Annotated in this window: 24 protein-coding genes; 8 read left to right on the top strand and 16 right to left on the bottom strand. The window is 45.9% G+C overall.

Features of this window, described 5'->3' with window-relative positions; translation table 11 throughout:
• Nucleotides 1-90 precede the first annotated feature (90 nt).
• Together Q1V85_RS23810 and Q1V85_RS23805 are read left to right on the top strand one after the other, a co-directional pair.
• Nucleotides 91-720, top strand: a complete 630-nt coding sequence (locus Q1V85_RS23810) for a hypothetical protein (protein WP_300604258.1) — start codon at nt 91-93, stop codon at nt 718-720.
• A gap of 60 nt (nt 721-780) precedes the next feature.
• The gene (locus Q1V85_RS23805; protein WP_300604256.1) at nt 781-1572 is read left to right on the top strand and encodes a glycoside hydrolase family 25 protein; all 792 of its coding nucleotides are present in this window, start codon (nt 781-783) and stop codon (nt 1570-1572) included.
• A 226-nt stretch (nt 1573-1798) separates the two neighbouring features.
• Here Q1V85_RS23805 and Q1V85_RS23800 read toward each other — a convergent pair whose 3' ends face one another.
• The 6 genes from Q1V85_RS23800 to serS all read right to left on the bottom strand — a co-directional run bounded on the left by Q1V85_RS23800 (nt 1799) and on the right by serS (nt 5860).
• Nucleotides 1799-2128 (bottom strand): cytochrome c, encoded by a 330-nt coding sequence (locus Q1V85_RS23800; protein WP_300604254.1) that lies wholly within the window; start codon nt 2126-2128, stop codon nt 1799-1801.
• A 97-nt stretch (nt 2129-2225) separates the two neighbouring features.
• Nucleotides 2226-2543 (bottom strand): cytochrome c, encoded by a 318-nt coding sequence (locus tag Q1V85_RS23795; RefSeq protein ID WP_300604252.1) that lies wholly within the window; start codon nt 2541-2543, stop codon nt 2226-2228.
• Between the two features lie 160 nt (nt 2544-2703).
• On the bottom strand, nt 2704-3405 hold the full coding sequence (gene pnuC / locus Q1V85_RS23790; protein WP_300604249.1) for a nicotinamide riboside transporter PnuC: 702 nt from the start codon (nt 3403-3405) through the stop codon (nt 2704-2706).
• Nucleotides 3406-3409: 4 nt separating this feature from the next.
• Nucleotides 3410-4000, bottom strand: a complete 591-nt coding sequence (locus tag Q1V85_RS23785; RefSeq protein ID WP_300604247.1) for a mobile mystery protein B — start codon at nt 3998-4000, stop codon at nt 3410-3412.
• Nucleotides 3991-4449 carry a mobile mystery protein A gene (locus tag Q1V85_RS23780; RefSeq protein ID WP_300604245.1) on the bottom strand — a complete coding sequence of 153 codons (459 nt, stop codon included), beginning with the start codon at nt 4447-4449 and terminating at the stop codon, nt 3991-3993. Before Q1V85_RS23780 ends, Q1V85_RS23785 begins: the two co-directional genes overlap by 10 nt.
• A gap of 136 nt (nt 4450-4585) precedes the next feature.
• Nucleotides 4586-5860: a serine--tRNA ligase gene (gene serS / locus Q1V85_RS23775; protein WP_300604242.1), complete on the bottom strand. Its 1275-nt coding sequence runs from the start codon at nt 5858-5860 to the stop codon at nt 4586-4588.
• A 472-nt stretch (nt 5861-6332) separates the two neighbouring features.
• Between serS and Q1V85_RS23770 the strand changes: the two genes are divergently transcribed.
• Nucleotides 6333-7415, top strand: coding sequence for a COX15/CtaA family protein (locus Q1V85_RS23770; protein WP_300604240.1), 1083 nt, complete (start codon nt 6333-6335; stop codon nt 7413-7415).
• A 6-nt stretch (nt 7416-7421) separates the two neighbouring features.
• On the opposite strand, the gene Q1V85_RS23765 is transcribed toward Q1V85_RS23770, so the two are convergent.
• A complete protein-coding gene (locus Q1V85_RS23765) occupies nt 7422-8048 on the bottom strand; it encodes a glycoside hydrolase family 13 (RefSeq protein ID WP_300604237.1) in 627 nt (208 codons plus the stop codon).
• 157 nt (nt 8049-8205) lie between these two features.
• Here Q1V85_RS23765 and Q1V85_RS23760 point away from each other — a divergent pair, with 157 nt between their 5' ends.
• Together Q1V85_RS23760 and Q1V85_RS23755 are read left to right on the top strand one after the other, a co-directional pair.
• Nucleotides 8206-8931 (top strand): ThuA domain-containing protein, encoded by a 726-nt coding sequence (locus Q1V85_RS23760; RefSeq protein WP_300604235.1) that lies wholly within the window; start codon nt 8206-8208, stop codon nt 8929-8931.
• Between the two features lie 45 nt (nt 8932-8976).
• Entirely contained in the window at nt 8977-9564 is a 588-nt protein-coding gene (locus tag Q1V85_RS23755) for a Crp/Fnr family transcriptional regulator (RefSeq protein WP_300604233.1), read from the top strand.
• Nucleotides 9565-9592: 28 nt separating this feature from the next.
• Here Q1V85_RS23755 and Q1V85_RS23750 read toward each other — a convergent pair whose 3' ends face one another.
• From Q1V85_RS23750 to Q1V85_RS23740, 3 genes are read right to left on the bottom strand one after another with little or no spacing between them, the layout of a single operon-like run.
• A complete protein-coding gene (locus Q1V85_RS23750; RefSeq protein WP_300604231.1) occupies nt 9593-9958 on the bottom strand; it encodes an Hsp20/alpha crystallin family protein in 366 nt (121 codons plus the stop codon).
• A 38-nt stretch (nt 9959-9996) separates the two neighbouring features.
• Nucleotides 9997-10341 carry a hypothetical protein gene (locus tag Q1V85_RS23745; protein ID WP_300604229.1) on the bottom strand — a complete coding sequence of 115 codons (345 nt, stop codon included), beginning with the start codon at nt 10339-10341 and terminating at the stop codon, nt 9997-9999.
• An 11-nt stretch (nt 10342-10352) separates the two neighbouring features.
• Nucleotides 10353-10928, bottom strand: coding sequence for an RNA polymerase sigma factor (locus Q1V85_RS23740; RefSeq protein ID WP_300604227.1), 576 nt, complete (start codon nt 10926-10928; stop codon nt 10353-10355).
• Nucleotides 10929-11130: 202 nt separating this feature from the next.
• On the opposite strand from Q1V85_RS23740, the gene Q1V85_RS23735 reads away from it, so the two are divergent.
• On the top strand, nt 11131-11508 hold the full coding sequence (locus tag Q1V85_RS23735) for a cupin domain-containing protein (protein ID WP_300604225.1): 378 nt from the start codon (nt 11131-11133) through the stop codon (nt 11506-11508).
• 20 nt (nt 11509-11528) lie between these two features.
• Here Q1V85_RS23735 and Q1V85_RS23730 read toward each other — a convergent pair whose 3' ends face one another.
• From Q1V85_RS23730 to nadB, 5 genes are all read right to left on the bottom strand, one after another.
• Complete coding sequence (locus Q1V85_RS23730) at nt 11529-12278, bottom strand: LytTR family DNA-binding domain-containing protein (protein WP_300604222.1); 750 nt, start codon at nt 12276-12278, stop codon at nt 11529-11531.
• Between the two features lie 116 nt (nt 12279-12394).
• Entirely contained in the window at nt 12395-13990 is a 1596-nt protein-coding gene (locus Q1V85_RS23725) for a histidine kinase (protein WP_300604220.1), read from the bottom strand.
• Between the two features lie 28 nt (nt 13991-14018).
• A complete protein-coding gene (locus Q1V85_RS23720) occupies nt 14019-15149 on the bottom strand; it encodes a transglutaminase-like domain-containing protein (RefSeq protein WP_300604218.1) in 1131 nt (376 codons plus the stop codon).
• 90 nt (nt 15150-15239) lie between these two features.
• Nucleotides 15240-16118, bottom strand: a complete 879-nt coding sequence (locus tag Q1V85_RS23715; protein ID WP_300604217.1) for a lysophospholipid acyltransferase family protein — start codon at nt 16116-16118, stop codon at nt 15240-15242.
• 107 nt (nt 16119-16225) lie between these two features.
• Nucleotides 16226-17842, bottom strand: coding sequence for an L-aspartate oxidase (gene nadB, locus Q1V85_RS23710; RefSeq protein ID WP_300604215.1), 1617 nt, complete (start codon nt 17840-17842; stop codon nt 16226-16228).
• A 251-nt stretch (nt 17843-18093) separates the two neighbouring features.
• Here nadB and Q1V85_RS23705 point away from each other — a divergent pair, with 251 nt between their 5' ends.
• Nucleotides 18094-18978, top strand: coding sequence for an alkaline phosphatase (locus Q1V85_RS23705; protein ID WP_300604213.1), 885 nt, complete (start codon nt 18094-18096; stop codon nt 18976-18978).
• Between the two features lie 3 nt (nt 18979-18981).
• Here the strand turns inward: Q1V85_RS23705 and Q1V85_RS23700 are convergent, their stop codons facing one another.
• Nucleotides 18982-19389, bottom strand: coding sequence for a helix-turn-helix domain-containing protein (locus Q1V85_RS23700; protein WP_300604211.1), 408 nt, complete (start codon nt 19387-19389; stop codon nt 18982-18984).
• 97 nt (nt 19390-19486) lie between these two features.
• Between Q1V85_RS23700 and Q1V85_RS23695 the strand changes: the two genes are divergently transcribed.
• Nucleotides 19487-19867, top strand: coding sequence for a nuclear transport factor 2 family protein (locus Q1V85_RS23695; RefSeq protein ID WP_300604208.1), 381 nt, complete (start codon nt 19487-19489; stop codon nt 19865-19867).
• Nucleotides 19868-19874: the final 7 nt, after the last annotated feature.

Genomic DNA, 19874 nt, shown 5'->3' with positions numbered 1-19874 from the left:
CAAGTTTTGCCCTCAGTAAAACATTAACATTTACTGAACATTCCCCAAAAGGGGCAGGTGGTAATTGAATCAAATGTTCGAATAGTAGTCATGGATAATGAACGGGTTATATCATTTGATGATCACGGTTGTTATTTTTTAACACTGGAAACCGTTGATCTTACTGATATCTTCATCAGGCCGGTGTACAAACAAATTATTGTACACACGCTGAATCATTATATCAGCAGCAAAGGGTTGATCGTGTATGGTTGGTGCCTCATGCCTAATAAACTGTACATCATCTGCCAGGTACAGAAAAACATCTCTTTTAAAGACCTCCGGAAAGCCTTTAAGCAATTTACAACCGAAAAAGTGATAGAGGCGGTTTATAACGAACCTGAAGAACGCCGGCAGTGGCTGATTGAGCACTTTCAAAAAAATTATGGTTTTTTGGGCGCACAGAAGAAACTGGAGGTTTGGAAGCGGGTAAAAGAAATGCTTTCCATAGATCTGGCAAGGCCGGAGATTATGGCGGAGCACCTGGAGTTGCTGCACAATATTCCTGTACAGGAGCGGATCGTGCGGTATGCATCGGATTTTATCTATAGCTCAGCGTCCGATTATGAAACAGGTACCGAAGGGCTGGTAAAGATTGCCCGGTTAAGTGCCGTGGAACAGGCGCTGGATGATATTGAAAACCGTAAAAGCATGTTTAAGACAAAATTTAATCGCCGATAAAAGATAGCATCTATTAATCAAATATTTTTGCCGGGTTCATTCAGGAACCCGGCATTTTTTATGGCTACCAGGAAAAAAAGGAAACGGAAGAAAAAAGGCATGTCGTACCAGTGGAAACTGGTATTGTCCCTGCTTGTGTTGATTTTGCTGGTGGGAGGATTGTTTTTATTGGACTGGAACCGGCGGTTTGAGCTTGAGGTAAAGCAGTATCCCGAATTTGGAATTGAGATCCCGGTAGATTATTCCCTGCATGGAATTGACGTATCCCGGTATCAAAAGCGGATCAACTGGGAGGCCGTAAAAGCCATGGACATCCAGAATATCCGCATCAGTTTTGTATTTATAAAGGCCACAGAAGGTGAAAATGATCAGGATGCACAGTTTAAACGCAACTGGAAGAATGCCCGGCAAAGCGGGTTGCCGAGCGGCGCATATCATTTTTTTATTCCCTCCCGGGACCCGGTGAAACAGGCGGCAAATTTTATCAAAAATGTGACGCTGAAACCGGGCGACCTGCCACCCGTGCTGGATGTAGAACAAACCAGCAACCTTCCGGCATCTGTGATCCAGGCCCGGTCAAAAGTGTGGTTGCGGCTGGTGGAACAGCACTACGGGGTAAAACCAGTTATTTATACCAATGCCGATTTTTATGACAAATACCTGGGCAAGGCCTTTGATGCCTATCCTTTATGGGTGGCTCATTACTATGAAAAGCGAAAGCCGCGTATCAAACGCGACTGGACCTTATGGCAACACAATGATGCAGGCCATGTAAACGGGATCGACGCAAACGTAGATTTTAATGTTTTTAACGGGGATTCCCTGGCCTTCCGTGCCTTTTTGATCAAATGATCCCCGGCTTCCGGAACATCTGCCTCGGTATGGCCTTGATGTTATCGCCTGAATTGCTGCCGGTATCATGCGTTATAAAAGAGCTTTTGACCCGGCCCGGAAGGGCGCGCCGGATTTTTTGTGACAGGAAATCTGTGACCATTTTTTTTTGTCACAAAAAAGTTGTCACAGATAGAAAAATCCGCTCAACAATACCGGTGACGTTCCTTTTAGAAACGCTCTTCCGTTATTTTTTCGCGTTTGCGTTTACGTATTGCGTAACCTGCGATATCTGCAGATCGTTAAGCTTGGCCTTTTTTACCATTGAATTCAGGATCGGTTTCCACTCGTCCTGCGTCCAGTCGGCCATATTCTTTGCTTTATGGCACTTGGTACACTTTATTTCATAAATGGCCTTTCCGGCCACCAGCGGATTGCTGGAACTGAAGTCCGCAGTATCGGCTTTGTTACCGGCTACCGGCTCTACCGGCCGGTTGGGTATGGTAGGGGCGGCCTTGCGGGTACAACTGAAAATGACAACAGCGGATACAAAAAACAGACCTGCTAATTTCTTCATATACTCTGGAATGGTTTATGCAATATTAACCATAAGCCGTTAAAAAATAAAAAACCTCCTGTTAAAGGAGGTTTACTTTTTTTATACCCGGACCCTATTATTTTTTAGCATGGGCATATACATAGGCGGAAACCTGCTGTACTTCTTCTGTGCTCAGCTTGGCCTTTTTGGACATAGCGGCCAGGATGGGCCTCAGCTCATCGTACGACTTGGATGCAACAGCTTTGTCCTTTTCACCGTGGCACTTGGTACATTTGGTGGTAAAGATCGTATGACCGGCATCAATAGTTGCCTGACTGCTGCTAACGTTGGAGGCCTCAGGAATAACTGCATCTGTAGTAGACGGAGACGCCTTGGGCGTACAGGCAATAGCCGCTACTAAAGCGATGTATGCACAAAGAATTATCTTTTTCATAAACGATTGTTTCTTTAAAATTAGCAATAAATACGCCAACTTACAATTTCATGACAATTATTTTTATGTTTTTAAACCGGGACCGTCGTTTTGATGAATTCGATTCCGCGCTTCATGCACCTTTTCCGGGAACCGGAATTCCCAATGACCAGTATGTGTATCAAACCGGTTGTGATGAATAGGAACGGTATTCCTTTATCCAGTGAAGGAAGCCAAAGAGCACGATACCGGTAAATACCAGGTACTCAAGGCTATAAAACCGGATGCCTTTAACATAGTAAAGCACGGTGGCGGTTACATCTACCAGCATCCAGATGATCCAGCATTCGATCTTTTTCTGGATCATATAAAAGGTAGCCAGGATGCTCATCACCATAATAAAAGAATCGGCAAAGGGAAACGAACTGGGCGCTGAAAAAATGCTCGGGAACCATTCGTGCAGGCGGCCGGCAAAGTTTCCCAACAGAAAGGTTCCGGCACCGGCAACCAGGATGGTACGTGTGAGCTGTGCCGGTTTCATAAAACTGACCTTCAGCTGTTTTTTGGGATCGGCTTCAAATGCCCTGGGATGTGCCCAGCGCCACCAGCCCAGGATATTGGTGATAAAGAAGAACACCTGTAGCAGCATATCCGGGTAAAGATGCACCTGGAAATATAGCCAGAAGGAAAGCACCACATTCACGATGCCCACAGGCCAGCTGATGATGTGCGCCCGCGCCGACAGCCAGGTTGCTGCAAGTCCGCTCAGCACTCCAAAAAATTCCAGGTAACTCATCGAGTAGCCCAATACATGGAACAGCTCGGTCTGGATATCAAAAATATTTTTCAGTGCAATTTGTTTTATCGTTATTGTTCTTTGCAAAAGTTTACGACCTTGCAAATAAAAACAGGGGGCGCATATCGCCAAGATCTGCTGCTTTTAATGCCTGAAGATAGCGCATTCTTGCATCCCCTGTGGAGGTTGCCGCTCCCCAGCTAAAAACAGGCTGTCTGAAAATATGGGCTGCAATTACATCGGCCAGCAAACGGCTGTGCCGGCCATTGCCATTGGCAAAACAATGAATGCTTACAATACGGTGTTTGAACCGGACAGCTATTTCATCCGGTTCAAATGTCTCATTATGGATCCAAAACAGGGCATCATCCAATAGCTTTTTAAGTTCAATGCTGATCTGGAGTTTATCAACGCCGATATTTTTATTGGTTTTTCTGAATGCACCCGCCCAAGCCCAGGTGTCGGAGAACATTTTCTGGTGCAGCTGCTTAATAAAAGTTCCTGTTAAAAGGAGTTCCTGTCTGAATTGCTGCTGCATGGTCCATTGCACAGCATTTTCAATATTCAACTGTTCAAACTCGTCTAGTTCTGCTTTTGTAGTAATGGTTTCAATCAGTAGTCCTTCTTTTTCGTCCTCATCCAATGGTGTTTGTCCCGCGGTATAGCTGATCTTTAATCCCATAGTATTTTTGGTAATTCACTTTTAAAGATCTGTGCTTTTTCCTCGATGGCTTTTTTGATACGGGCGTCTTTATTCTGCTGCCCTTCCAGCTTCATGTTTTGAGAGGTTCGCTGCACAATTTTTGTAGCAAGCTCGGTGGCCTTGCGGTCGATCAGTTGTTCCAGCGTTGTATCTTTTGGAACAAATCCATACACCAGTTTCATATCCAGTGCCTCGGCCACTTCGCACAGGGAGTTGAGGGAAATATTCCCGTCCTTTTCGCGCTGTTCCAGCATGGCAATATTTTGCTTGCTTTTTTGCAACCGGTTGCCCAGCTGTTTGAGTGATATACCTAAGGTGGTCCGGATGGCTTTTAACCACCCGGTAGCAGGCGCCTTTATGTGCTGTAGCGCCCTGTAGGATTGCATTTTTGCGTTCAGTTGTTGTATCTGTAGTGATCTTTTTTGCATAAAAGTCAATATATACATTGACAAAATTACCTAAAAAGTCAATATATACGTTGACAAAATAAAAAAAATGTCAACCTACAGGTTGACATTTTTAAACTTTAATTTAGATTAAACTTCTTATAACAGTTTGTTATATCTATTTTGTAATAGCTTCTTTTCCAAAGTAGGGAGCCAGCACTTTGGGTAATATGATCTTATCACCCTGCTGGTTATTCTCCAGCAAACAGGCCACAATGCGTGGCAAGGCCAGGGAACTGCCGTTGAGCGAATGCGCCAGCTGGGTTTTACCATTTTCATCTTTGAAGCGGATCTTCATCCGGTTGGTTTGGTAGGCTTCAAAATTAGATGTAGAGCTTACTTCCAGCCAGCGTTCCTGGGCTGCGCTGTATACTTCAAAATCATACGTAAGGGCCGATGTAAATGACATATCACCACCACAAAGCCTCAGGATGCGGTAAGGCAGTTCCAGGCTTTGTAACAGGCGCTCCACATGGGCCACCATCTCTTCCAGCGCTTCATAGCTTTTATCGGGATGGGTAAGCTGCACGATCTCTACTTTTTCAAACTGGTGAACCCGGTTAAGGCCGCGCACATCCTTTCCAAAACTGCCGGCCTCACGGCGGAAGCAGGGTGAATAAGCCGTCATTTTTACCGGTAGTTGGTCCTGTTTTAAGATCGTATCGCGGTAAATATTGGTAACCGGAACTTCTGAGGTCGGGATCAGGTAAAAATTATCCGCAGGCATATGGTACATCTGTCCTTCTTTATCCGGTAATTGCCCGGTACCATAGGCCGATGCTTCATTTACCATAAACGGGGGCAGGTACTCGGTATATCCGGCCGCTATATTCTGATCCAGGAAATACTGCACCAGTGCCCGTTGCAGCCGGGCTCCCTGACCTTTATACAGGGGAAATCCGCTGCCGGTTATTTTGGCGCCGGTTTCAAAATCAACCAGGTCAAAAGTTTTGATCAGGTCCCAATGCGGCACGGCATCTGCACCCAATATGGGTTTTGTTCCATGCTCTCTTACCACCTCGTTGTCTTCTGGGCTATTGCCCGGGGGCACCAGGGGAGAAGGCAGGTTGGGTAACAGTACCAGTTTTTCCAGCAGCTCTTTTTCTGCACGGGCCAGTTGTTCGCTGATGGGCTGTAATTTTTGTTTGGCCGCGGCCACTTCCGCTTTTTTGGCTTCGGCGGCTTCTTTGTCGCCTTTGGCCATCAGCTGACCGATCTCTTTCGAAGCACTGTTGACAAGGGATTGAGTGGTATCGAACTCAAGCTGCGATTTTTTACGCAGATCGTCCAGCGAAATGATTGCATCCACCAGCCCGGGTTCCTTAAAGTTCTTTACTGCCAGCCGCTGTTTAACGGCTTCTGTGTCTTGTCGTAATACCTGTAATTGCAACATGCTTCAAAAAAATTTTTGCAAAGATAAATGTTTGTTGGCGGAGTGGTCGGCTATCAGTCTTCAGTGATCAGTTTTCAGCCATCAGCCATCAGCGGTCAGCTTTTAGCCTTTAATATGAAAAGTCTGATTCTTGGAATTAAGTTATCAGTTTTCAGTCTTCAGTTATCAGCGGGCGGCGTCATATCCGGCAATCTGGTTCTTTGGATCTTGGCTTTTGGTTCCTGGTATTTTCAGCTATCAGTGGTTAGCTTTTAGACCTTAATATGAAAGTTTGATCTTTGAAATTAAGTTTTCAGTGATCAGTTTTCAGTTCTCAGCCGGTGGCGTCATATCCGGCAATCTGGTTCTTTGGATCCTGGCTTTTGGTTCCTGGTATTTTCAGTTCTCATCCATCAGCGGTTAGCTTTTAGTTTTAGCATTCACCGGTGAAACCTGAACCCCGGAACCAAATAATTTGATAATTTTGCGCGTTATGCAATTACAAAAGAATAAACCGGTGGCCACCTGGTTATTTATCGGCGCCGGAATGCTGATTATCCAGGTTTTATTGGGCGGACTTACGAGGCTTACCGGTTCGGGACTTTCCATTACCGAATGGCAGCCGATCCTGGGTGCATTGCCGCCTATGAATGAACAGGCCTGGAATGAGGCGTTTGAAAAATATAAACAGATCGCACAATTTAAGTATATCCATAACCATTTTACCCTGGCCGACTTTAAGGGCATTTATTTCTGGGAATGGCTGCATCGCGACTGGGCACGGCTGATCGGTGTCGTGTTCCTGATCCCGTTTATCTGGTTTATTATAAAAAAGAAAATAGACCGCAGCATGCTGAGCCCCATGATCGTGCTCTTTTTGCTGGGGGGGCTGCAAGGGGCTATCGGCTGGATCATGGTTAGCAGCGGTGTAGGAACCGACCTTGTATATGTGAGTCATATCCGGCTGGCGATACATTTCCTGGCGGCCCTGCTGTTGTTGTGCTATGTAGTGTGGTTTGCACTAAAGCTTACCGTTAGGGAAAACCAGATCGCTGCCGACAGCGGCACGCACCGTTTCAACATCCTGCTGCTGGTAGTCATCACCCTTCAGCTGACCTACGGCGCTTTTATGGCCGGAACGCATGCCGGTAAGGCTTCTATTACCTGGCCTACCATCAATGGCAGTATGATCCCATCGGCATCGATGCTGAATGAAGGTGGTTTTTGGAGCGATATTACCCATAACCTGATCACCATCCAGTTTATCCATCGCGGCCTGGCCTACCTGATCACGGTACTGATGCTATTTTTTACCCTGCGGCTTACAAAACTTCCGAAATCAACCCTGCTGTATAAAATGCGCTTCCTGCCCATGACACTGGTGTTGGTACAGGTAATACTGGGGATACTGGCATTGATAAATTATCTTACGCCGGATAAGCTGTTGCTTAGCATCCTGCATCAGTTAGTAGGCATGTTGTTACTGGTTTGTATGGTAGTGACCCTCTTTCTGGTACGTAAAGTGCCGGCGCTGCAAACAAAAACAGTCGCGGGTGTGCCAACGACTGTTTCCTGAGTTTCTTTATTTTCCGCCGATCAGCTCCTGCTGTAACGCTTTCAGCTCTTCCCACTTTTCTGCAGCTGCGAGTTTTGCCTGCTTGGGCCAGCTCTTCGGATCGTGCATAGCGAATTTGCTTCCTGCAGCATCCAACGCACCCTTTAATTTTTTGATAGTGGCTTTGGAAAGATCTTTAAAGTTTTGGATACCCTCCTGCTCCAGTAATTTAGCAATGGCCGGACCAATACCTTCAATCTTGGTGAGATCGTTTTTTACGGCCTCTACTACCTTTTTGGCTGCCCTGGTGGCGGCTTTGGGGGCTTTCTCTGCAGCTTTGGTCTTTGGCTTTTTTTCAACCAGCAACTCCACCTCCACTTCAACAGTGATCACGGAATTGTCGATTCCAAAATGCTGCTTATGCACATATCCCTGGGCTTCCCAGTCATTTACCCAGCGTCCGTCATTGAGCAAAAAGCGATATTCATAGGTTTGTCCGGGTTCCAGTTTTACTTTGGCTTTTAATGTTCCGTCTTTATGAGGTTTTAAGGCGATGGCCTTATCAATGTCCCAGTTGTTAAAGTCTCCCAGCAAAACAGCTGAATTTGCGGTTCCGAGCGCCTCGCTCGGAAGCGAGAATACGACATCTTTCATATTCAATAAAATTTATATAATACGCAAAAGTAACGATTCCCAGGGGATTTTTTGGAAGGAATTCTCATTTATTGATAAGTTTATGAGCCTTATAGGGTTATATTTACACGAGGCGTATTATCTTTAAAACCAATTTGAAAACGGTTTAAATTCTGATATGAAAAAGACAATTATATTCATGCTGCTGCTGGTAGTGGCAGCGGCAGCCGGCGCCGCCGGGCCAAGGGTGCTTGTTTTTTATAAAACAGCGGGGTTTTATCATCAATCCATAGAGGCCGGTTTGCCCGCGATCTATAAACTGGGGCAGGAGCATGGCTTTTCGGTAGACAGTACAAAGGACTCCGGTGCATTTACCGCGGCGAATCTTAAAAAATATGCGGCGATCGTTTTCCTGAGCACCACGGGTACCCTGTTTGACGAGGCACAGCAGAAAGCGCTCCAGGAATATGTACACAAGGGCGGTGGCATTGTTGGTATTCACGCGGCCACCGACGCGGAGTATGACTGGCCCTGGTACAACCAGATGATGGGTGCCTGGTTTTTGAGTCACCCCAAACAGCAAACCGCTACTTTAAATATTACCGACAGAACACATATCAGTACCAAACATCTGCCTGCGCAATGGGTGCGTAAGGATGAGTGGTACAATTTTAAGAATATCAGCAAGGATGTAAAAGTGCTGATGACGATCGATGAAAAAAGTTATGAGGGCGGCAAAAACGGAGATTTTCATCCAATGGCCTGGTACCACAATTTTGAGGGCGGCCGTGTTTTTTATACGGAGCTGGGTCATGTAAATGAATCCTATACAGATCCGTTGTTCCTGGAACATATTTTGGGCGGTATCCGGTATGCTATGGGAAAGAATAAAAAATGGAAGTAATTTCCATCCCGGTTGCTGCTATACCTGTTAATTAAGACAAACGATATGTTTAACAACCTGATTAAAAACCTGGAAGGGTATCTTCATTTTGATGAAGATGAGCTTGCGTTTCTGACCGCGGATATGGAAGTAAGAACGGTGCGGAAAAACGAAAAAATAAGCCGGGTAGGTGATGTTGCCAACCATGTCTATTATATTGATAAGGGATTGATCCGCTTTTATCATGAGATTGGGGGAAAAGAACATACCTACAAGATCTTCCGGGAAAATATGTGGGCCAGCGACTATGCGGCTTTCCTGACCCGCTCCAAATCGGTAATGAATATAGAAGCATTGGAAGACACGGTGCTGATCCAGCTTCATTATGATCAGATGCAAAAAGGATATGAGCGGGCGAAAGTGTTTGAGCGCTTTGGGCGCAAGATGGCCGAATCGCTTTTTTTAACTACCGTTCAGCGTACATTGGACATTATGGTTAAATCGCCGGAGACCCGTTACCTGGAGCTGTTGGAGCATGATGCGGAAATCATCCGCCGGGTACCCTTAAAATATATTGCCTCCATGCTGGGCATTGAGCCGGAAAGCCTCAGCAGGATCCGGAAGCGGACAGCCCGTCTTCAGACAAAAGCATAAGCCGCCGGTTCCTGGTATTGTGCGGTGGTTATCCTGCAAGCGATGTTTCCAGCTGCTGCCGGATATGATGCAGGGATGCTTCCTGTTTTTTGGGTAAGAAGATCGTCAGTACTCCTTCGTGAAACCGGATATTGATACAGGCCGTATCCACAAGGCCGTTCAGCTGCAAACTGCGTTCAAAATCCTTTACGGGAAATTCCTGCTTTAAAAATTCTACAATAGCATCATCTTCATCCCGGTTGCCGGTGATGACAAGGGTGTCATTAATGATATGGGTACGGATGTTTTCCTCCGCGTATCCGGGTACATATGCCATTAACCGGTAGCAATCATCCCGTTCTTCAATATTGATGGGCACATTATATTTGGGCCTTCTGTAGTCCTGTATATCCATAAAAGAGAGGGTTATGTTGTTTAATGTGTTACCTGGTCTTATTCCCCGCCGGGAGAACGTCGCCACTGGCCGCAGCGTTGCCGCCATGCCTCCCGGAATTCCTTCCGTTCATCATCACTCATGTTCCGGAATTTCTGGCGGAGACGATCCGACGGACCCTTGTGATGATGATGCTTTCCCCCAGGACCAAATCCAAAAAGGATCTTTGAAAGTATCAGTAATCCTACGGCCTGCCAGAAGGTAATATGCTTTGTATTCAGCAGATCGGGCAGTATTGCATTCCATAAAAGCATCACGATCCATCCAAACAGGAGGATGGCCAATAATCCCAGCAGCACGAATAAAAACACCCGGGGCCGCCTGCCTTTTCTTCTATAATTCATAATAATATCGTTTAATAGTTCATTAATTCATCATATAAATACTGCAGCCGGTTGCGCAGATGCAGTACCGCATAGCGTTTCCGGCTGATGATGGTCTTCAGATTTTCACCGGCCGCATCGGCTATTTCCTGCAGGGTTTTTTCCTCCAGCTCATTCAGGATAAATACATCCCGCTGATTGGCCGGCAGTTCCTCCAGTGCTGCAAACAGCGCTTCCCAGAACAGCTTCTTGATGTCGGCCAGTTCGGGATCATTATCCAGGGTAAAAAACAGTTCGCGGAACTGGAGCTCGCCCTCTTCATTCTCATACTGGAAATCATCGATCCGGTTGTCTTTCTTCTTCCGGTATTTGTCGGTGATTTTGTTGCGGGCCACTTTAAACAGCCAGCCGCTGACCTGTTCGATGGTTTGAGTGGCCGTAGCATTGGTGTACTGGTACCAAACATCCTGCAAAATATCTTCAGCGTCGGCATCGGTGTTTACGTTTTTACGAATAAAACCAAAGAGACGTTTACCGTAATCCTTTACGGTCTGGATGACGTTTTGCTTCCTTTCCTCCCCCAATATTGCCAGTTTTTGCTCCTGCATCAGAAAGGTAAGACGAACAGGCGGATAAATTACTTTAAAAAAACCTTGATTTTTAAATTTTTATTGAAAAATTTCAGGCTGCGAGTAGAAAAACGGGTTGTAAGTACCTTTTGCCCGGATCTTCCGGGATAAAAATGCTGTTTGTGGATACAAAACCCGCGGGTTTAATACATTTGCGCCCATGTCTTTTAACAAATGAGGCATGGGCGCAAAAACAACAAACGATCCTATTAAAATAATCAGCATGGTTCAAAGTGATTTTTTTCAGACAAACAACGAAATACCCTGGCAGGATGCGGGCCCGGGGGCACAGCGGCAGGTATATGGCTTTGATGCGCACCTGATGCTGGTGAAGGTACAATTTGAAAAAGGAGCAGTGGGTGCATTGCATACGCATCCTCATTCGCAGTCAAGCTATGTAGCCAGTGGTTCTTTTGAAGTGATCATTGGCGATCAAAAGAAAGTGATCGCTGCGGGCGATGGCTTTTATGTGCCGCCGCATGTATTGCATGGATGTACCTGTTTGGAAGCGGGTATGCTGGTGGATGCGTTCAGTCCCAGCCGAGAAGATTTTATTTAAACAGGTACCGGGCTAACACGTTATTTTTTTAGCAGGGCCTGCCGGACCTGTTCCTTCTTTTGCCGGGAGATGGGAAGCTGTACATTGTTTTCCAACAACAGGCTGCCACCGTCTTCTTTGAGGATACTTTTTATAAAATGCCGGTTTACCAGGTAGGAATTGTGGCAACGAATAAAATCATAATCTTCCAGCAGCTCATCATACTCGTAAAGCGGCCTGGCAATGACCAGCTTTTCCTGTGATGTTAGATAGAAAACTGTATAGTTGTTTTTGGCTTCGCAATAGATGATATCTGCAGGGCTTACAAAACGGATCTCCCTGGCAGAAGGCAGCGCTATTTTATGGTCTTTCCGGCTGCTTTTCTGTTGCAGGAGCAGCAGCAGGTTTTCCAGTTGGCTGTTCTTACGTTTGGTTTCTGTTTTTGAAACAGCTTTATCAACAGCTGTTTTGAGCTCTGTTACAACAATGGGCTTCAACAGGTAATCGATGGCGGAAAACTTCACTGCCTGAATGCCATATTTGTCGAAGCCCGTTACAAAAATTACCTCAAATGCCGGGGATGGCAGGGATTGCAGCAGTTCAAACCCGTTTTGCCCGGGCATCTGGATATCTAAAAATACCAGGTCGGGCTGATGGCGCAAAATGGCTTCCCTGCCTTCATGGGCGTTCATAGCGGTAGCAATGATCTGAACGTTGCTGCAATGCTCTCTTAACAGCAGCTCCAGGTTTCGGACATTGTTGGGCTCGTCATCGATAATGATCGCTTTCATGTGCATATTTTTATGGATTTGTAGCCATATGGAATTTAGTATAAAAATTTTCAATGCCCGGCACAAATTTGCCCGGGCGTTTTTATAGTTATTTCATAAACCGAAATTATTGGGCATCAGATCCAGTTGCTGAATTTCAGGCAGACTTTTGTTTCGTTTTTTTGATTGGTTTTAAAAGTTAGTTCAATATGGTACCCATTGCGTTTGAGTATAGAGATCCGTTCTTTAACCAGTTTTGTTCCTAAGCCGGTATACAACTGCGTGGAAGCAAAGCCGGAGCCATTGTCAAGGATCACTATGAAAAGATCCCTTTCCTCCTGGAGTATTTGTATTTCAAGAACCCCTTTTTCGCGCAGCGGGGAAATGCCATGTTTAATGGCGTTTTCTACCAGCGGTTGCATTAGGAGTGTGGGAACAGGAATGGTTGCTACTGCTATTTCTTCATCGATTGTGCATTGATACCGGAACCCGAAACGTAGCTGTTCCAATGCGATATAACTGTTCAGTACCTGCAATTCCCGGGAAAGCGGTATCATTTCTTTTTCGTTGTTGCTAAGCGAGCTACGCAGCAATGCGCTAAACTCGGTAAGATAGTGATCGGCTTTTTCCTTTTCGTTATTATGCATCAGGTATTGCACGGAGCCCAGTGCATTGAACATAAAATGGGGGTTGAGCTGCGATTGGATGGCCTGCAGTTCCAGCCGGGTCTTTTGGGCTTTTTCACGGACAGTGCGTAAACGGGCTTTGTAGATAAAATAAAAGAGGATCGCTGAAAACAAAATGCCCGCAAGTACCCACCAAATGGGAAAATGGAGCCAGTTGGGCACTATTTTGAACCTGTAAATAAAAACATCAGAAACATTTCCTGTGTATGATACCTGTAATTCATGATCTCCTGTTGCCAGGCCATCTAACAAAATGGATGGAGTATTGCTTAAAGAAGTGTACCTCCAGTCGGTTTCATGGTCCAGTTTGTATTTTAAGAGATTGGGAACATCTCTGTACTCCCAGCTTCCATAATGTTCAAAAGATAGCAAAAAGGCCTTTTTGCCAAATGTAGCAGTTGATGAGCGGAAGTTTGATGCGGTGTCCCGCCAGCTCTCCGAACTTCTGAAATCATAACTTGGATTGCGCTGTTTCAGTTTTATAAGGGTGTCTTCCGTGGTTACAAACCTTGGCACGGGTTTGGGGAAGGTATAGTTAAAAATAAAGGTTCTTGATCTTTTTTTGTTACCTCCTGCTTCCATGCGAAACCGAACAAGAAACGGATTGAGTACGTAGGCGTAGGTATATTGTATTTGTTCCTTTGCTGTTTGGTAATTTATTGAAAACGCTGCTGGAAGTTCATTTGCGAATGAAAGTGAAAACCCCAGGGCATCTTTTCGCTGATAATCGAAATTAGTGCCATGGCCCTCCGGAAGCTCCGTTCTTACTAAATATACTGTTTTGGCGGGGTTCCGGATAAAGATTTCATAGGTACTGTCATTGATGCGCTTATATGTGTTATTTAATGATGTGTCAGCAAATTTGCTGAAACGGGTGGTGTTAGCCGGCCCGATCTGTTTTGTTAAAAGAACATTGAAATCGCCCCCATCTATTTTGTCCCCGGCAACCCGGATGGCTGTAGATGTATCAAATGTTATGTTTTCTTGTGCTGCTGAATGCACCATCCCTGCAGCTAAGCATAATAAGATAAAAAAAGCTTTTTTCAAGTTGCCTGCTGTTTTTAAACCATACCGGTTATTCCGGTTTCACCCAAAACAGACCGGGGTTGTTGGTTTTGTAGTGAATAAATGTAACGCCTGTTACGTTATTTAATGATTCCTTTTTTTGTGGGGATTGTTCAATGCCATCTAACGGAAGCAGTTCTACATAGGTTACTGTTTTCCCTTTTTTCCAGGTTTCGGTATCATATTCACTAACAAGCGGGGTTTGTAGCCGGTATAAATTTTTTGCCATGTACCCTTCAAGATATCCCTGTTTGGTCTGGCTGCTTTTTCGGTTCCAGTTGGCGTCTGCGTTCAAAACCAGCGGCTGGACCTTAATCAATCGTTCCCGCACTTCTTCTATTCCCAGGAGGTTTCCCTTTTCATCCATCACGTATGCATCAAATGTGGGATCAATCCAGATCCACTTATTCAGGTCCTTACTGTACACCATATTGATCACATGGCAATCATCAAAGTTTGTTTCTTTTGGCATGCAGGTTACATATCTCGATTTTATACCCATCGATAAATAGCATTCATTAAGAATGGTTGCCATCATCCTGCAATTGACACCGCGATTTTCAGCCTTACAGACTTTTATTAAATCAATGGCATTTTTCAGTACGGGGTTATTGCTGCCGCCGTCGTGTTTAATAAGATTGTGCACCCAATGCAAAAGGTTGAAAATTTGAGATAATTCATTTCCTTTTCCGGCTACCGAGTCTAATTGTAAATAGGTTCGGATTCTCTTTAAGCCGGAATCGTCTGCCGATTGATAGGTGAATCGGGGAATGAACCGGTTGTCTTCCAAATTATATTTCCCGGCGCCCTTCAAAATGTTCAACCTGGAGGGCTGGTACCGGATCCGCGTTTTCGCCGAATCTTTTCCATTCAGCAGAATCACAAAATCGTATTGTTTTTGAGGGTCGATGTTGAAGGAAATGGAGTCAATATCTGTATAAAACGTTACCCGTTTTGCGGAAGTCGTATATACGTCTAATTTTTCTTCGGGAACAATACGCCATGCATTTTTTACCCGTGTTCCATCATCTCTTATATCAACGCTGGTGGAAGTGGCTTTTATAACGGACAGTGATTTTTGAGCAAGGGCTGCCGGACCCGGGGCAATCAGATACAGGAATATAAGCATTGTTGTTTTCATTGTGCGTTTTTTGTATCACAAATGTAAACCTTTGGTACAACCCAATTCTGATGTATTGAGTGTTTGGGTGCCTTTATTGTGTATTTGGCATCATTCCCCCATAATATCCCCTTCCTTCCACTCATGTTTCCATCTGCGGTGGCTCCAAAGCCACATATCCGGGTGCCGGCGAATGGTGGCTTCGAGGAATTGTACAAATTTTTGTGTGAGCCGGTTTTCATCCACATGGCCTTTAGGGTGTTCTTCGGCTACCGTAAAAGTAACCTCGTAATAGCCCCTTCTCCGGCGTTGAATAGAAGCAAACACCACAACAGCATCATTGGTGATGGCGCCTTTTGCAGGGCCAACGGTAAAGGCGGTCTTCCGGTTGAAGAAGTTGTACCATCGCGCATTCTTTAAATGTCCCGGGCTTTGGTCGGCTACCAGTCCCAGGCAATACAGGGCCTTCCGGTAGGGTAAAAATTCGCGGGTCATATGGTGCGCGCTCAACAGAACGGCGCCGCTGCGGGAACGGAGCTTTTTAAAAACCCGGTTCAGCGGCTGACTGCTGATGGGCATGTATACACCCAGGAAAGTGTGCCGGATCTTTCGCACAATCTGCACATTGCCCCATTCCCAGTTAAAGGTGTGCCCCAGGATCAGTTGCACGCTGCGATGCTGGTCGTAATAGCGGTCTACCACCTCCCAGTTGCCGGTAAAGCGTTTCTCAAAAAAAGCATCCGATGCAGAAAGGAGCTTTACCGTTTCTATGAAAGAGTCGATGAGATTATGATAAAAATTTTTGGCGATGCGTTTCCGTTCTTCCATTGTTTTTTCCGGAAAGGCAATGGCCAGGTTGTCCATCACTACTTTTTTCCGGTACCCGATCAGGTAATATACCACGGCGTAAAAAAAGTCTGACAGCAGGTAGAGTACCGGCAGGGGAAGCAGGGAACATAGATACAAAAAACCGTAAACAATATAATACATTAAATACTAAATCTCAAACCTCAAATAACAAGATTCAAATCTCAAATAGCAAGATCCAGATCTCAACTAATAAATTCCAAATCTCAAGTTCCAAATCTCAAAAATTGCTACAACACTACATTCTGAACCAGTACACTCTTTTCCGGGTAATCGGTATTGTAGTTCAGACCCCGGCTTTCCTTGCGGAAAATGGCGCCTTTTACAATCAGGTACCCAATCGTGATCAGGTTGCGCAGTTCCAGCAATTGGGGCGACACCTTGCTGGAGCGGTACAATTGTTCCGTTTCCTCCCATAAAAGATCCAGCCGTTTAGAGGCCCGTTCCAGGCGGATATTGTTGCGTACAATACCTACATAGTCCGACATCACCTGCCGCAGCTCTTTCAGGCTTTGGGTAATCAGGATCATTTCCTTGGGTTGCATAGTGCCCCGGGCATTCCATTCCGGAATATCGCCCTCGTAGCGATGATGGTTCAATTCGTTGTTCAGCGCTTTTGCAGACACCTGCTCAAAACAGCGGTGGGCAAAAACCATTGCTTCCAGCAGGGAATTGCTGGCTAGTCGGTTGGCACCATGTAACCCGGTACTGCTACACTCGCCAACGGCATATAAATTGCGTATGGAGGTTTGTCCCCATTCATCTACCTTAATACCGCCGCAGCTGTAATGGGCCGCCGGCGATACCGGGATCATCTGCTGCGCAATATCGATGCCGATGCTTTTACACTTTTCGTAAATATTGGGGAAATGCTCAAGGAACTTTTCCAGTTCAAAGTGCCGGCAATCCAGCCATACATGTTCGGTACCGGTACGTTTCATCTCACTGTCGATAGCCCGTGCTACAATATCGCGCGGGGCCAGATCTTTGCGCTCATCATATTTTTCCATAAAGGCTTCCCCGTCTTTATTGCGCAGGATACCGCCATCACCCCGAACGGCTTCTGTAATGAGGAATGCCTGGCCGGTTAGTCCCGCTTCAAACAAAGCGGTAGGATGAAACTGGATGAACTCCATATTTTCGATACGTCCCTTGGCGCGGTATACCATGGCTACGCCGTCACCGGTGGCAATGCCCGGGTTGGTAGTGGTACGGTATACCTGCCCGTTGCCTCCGGAAGCCAGGTAGGTGGTTTTTGCCAATATGGTTTCGATCTCATTGGTGCGCAGGTTGAGTACATATACGCCATAGCATTCAATATCGGGGGTTGCCTTGGTTACTAGGTAGCCAAGATGATGCTGGGTGATGAGGTCTATTACAAAACAATGCTTAATGATTTCGATATTGGGGCAGGAGCCAACGGCTTCCAGCAGGGCCCGTTCCATTTCCCAGCCGGTAATATCTTTGTGATGCAGAATCCGGAACTCGCTATGGCCACCTTCCTTTCCCCGTTTGTAATCACCGTCTTCTTCCTTATCAAAATTAGTACCCAGGGCAATCAATTCGTTAATACGTTCGGGTCCTTCCGTAACCACAATTTCTACGATCTTTTTACTGCAAAGACCATCGCCTGCGATCAGGGTATCTTCAATATGTTTTTCAAAACTATCGTGTTCCAGGTCGTTCACCACGGCCACACCACCCTGCGCATACTTGGTATTGGTTTCATCCGCGGCGGCCTTGGTAAGTACCAGTATTTTTTTATCAGGAAACTGACGCGCCATTTTATAGGCGTATGTAAGTCCGGCAATACCCGTTCCGATCACCAAAAAATCTACCTGCTGCATGTGCTTTGTTTAAACAGTAAAAATAGGATTTATTTGGTTTGGAGCATATAAGGCGCGGTCAAACGCTTCTAAAATAGTTTTTCAAAACCGGCGGAAGAATGGTAGCTGCAACCATTTCAAATGTAGGCAAAACCCGAAGGGACACTTTGCAAACGTGCAACCGGTTGTCCTGCTGCAAGGTAATTCCGGTAAGGCTTCTGGTGTATCTTCGCCGTTCTGACGGTTTAAAAATAAAAACGATAATGAGCAATATGCGTAAAGTTATAATAGCGTTCATGGTGATGGTATTGCCGTTTGCGGCCATGGCCCAGCCATCTAAAGTAAAACATGTGATCCTGATCGGCTGCGACGGATTTGGTGCTTATGCGCTTCCGGAAGCTGAAATGCCCCAGTTGAAAAAGTTGATGCAGGAAGGATCCTGGTCCTTAACCGCCCGTTCGGTACTGCCTTCTTCCAGCTCGGTAAACTGGGCTTCGCTGTTGATGGGGGCCGGACCTACGGTACATGGTTATACCGAATGGAATAGCGCGGTTCCGGAGATACCTTCGGCGGATACCAGCCGGTATGGATTGTTCCCCTCCGTTTTTTCGCTGTTGAAGGAACAGCGGCCGGAGGCCGTGTCGGCATTGATCTATAGCTGGCAGGGGATTGGTCCGCTGGTAGAAAAGGCGGCAACCACCATACGCGTAGCAGGAAAGGATAATGACGATTTTTGTGTGGATACGGCCATTGCTATTATCCGGACGCAAAAACCGGTACTGACCTTTGTACACCTGGATGAACCGGATGGCGTGGGTCATAACATTGGTCATCGCACGCCGGAGTATTATAAAGAACTGAAGAAAGTAGATGCCCGTATTGGCCGGATCGTAAAAGCGGTGGAAGATGCCGGTATTGCCGGTGAATCGGTGATCCTGGTAACTGCAGACCATGGGGGAAAAGGCAAGGGCCATGGCGGTAAATCACTGGACGAAGTACAGATCCCCTGGGTTATCTATGGCCGGGGCGTACAAAAAGGCAAGGCATTAAAACAGCCCATCATTACATACGATACAGCGGCTACCATCGCCTGGCTGTTAAAGCTGAAAATGCCGGAAAGCTGGCGGGGCCAACCGGTAAAGGAGGCCTTCCGGTAACTGCTACCGGACTTGTTTTTTGAGCCGCTGCGTGTATTCAGTAACAACGGCGGCTTTATCTTTTTTTATTTTTTTCCCCAGTTCCCTGCGTGGACAATTGCTATTGTACCGGGCGCCCCAATCCATCAGTTCAATAATGATGGGCAGCAGGTCGGCACCCTTTTGTGTAAGGTGGTAAATGAATTTCGACCGGTTTTCGGGCGCTACTTCTTTTGACAGGATCTGTGCCTCCTCCAGCAATGCAAGCCTGCTGGTAAGGATATTGGTAGCGATCTTTTCTTCCGATTTCAAAAACTCACTATACGAACATTTACCGCGCAGCATCACATCGCGGATGATCAAAAGTGACCATTTATCACCAAAAATATCCAGCGAACAGCTGATGGGACAGTCGGATCTTTGCTTACTCATTTTTAAGTACTTGCAATTTGCAATAACTTTCCTAATTTAGTACTTGCAAAATGCAAGAACAAAGATACGGATTGCTTAAAATTAAAAACAACAGATCATGGAAAATGCAGCCACCACAGCACAACTTTTGGAACGCTATTACAGCGGCTTTGCTCAAAAGCAGGGATGGGAAACCGTACTTGCCGATGATTTTACATTCACCGGTGGCGATATGACCCATCCGCAGCCACTTACAGGCAAAGCGGCTTACCGGCAGGTGATCGACCGGTTCTCCAGGGTGTTCACCACTATGCGGATCAAAGAAATGATCGTAGATGGTGATAAGGCCTGTGTGATCGGTACGTATGATTATAGGTTTCCCAATGGAGTGCAGATGACGGGCGATGTAGCAGAGATCTGGGAAGCGCGGAATGGGAAATTGCAGGCCCTTACGATATTTTTTGATACGCTGACGTTTCAGAAAAACATACCATCCTAAATTCATT

It is taken from the genome of Niabella sp. (genome assembly GCF_030150205.1).
In the GTDB taxonomy this organism is placed as follows: domain Bacteria; phylum Bacteroidota; class Bacteroidia; order Chitinophagales; family Chitinophagaceae; genus Niabella.
The sequence above is the reverse complement of the archived record's forward strand: the minus strand, read 5'-3'. Positions and strand labels throughout refer to the sequence as shown.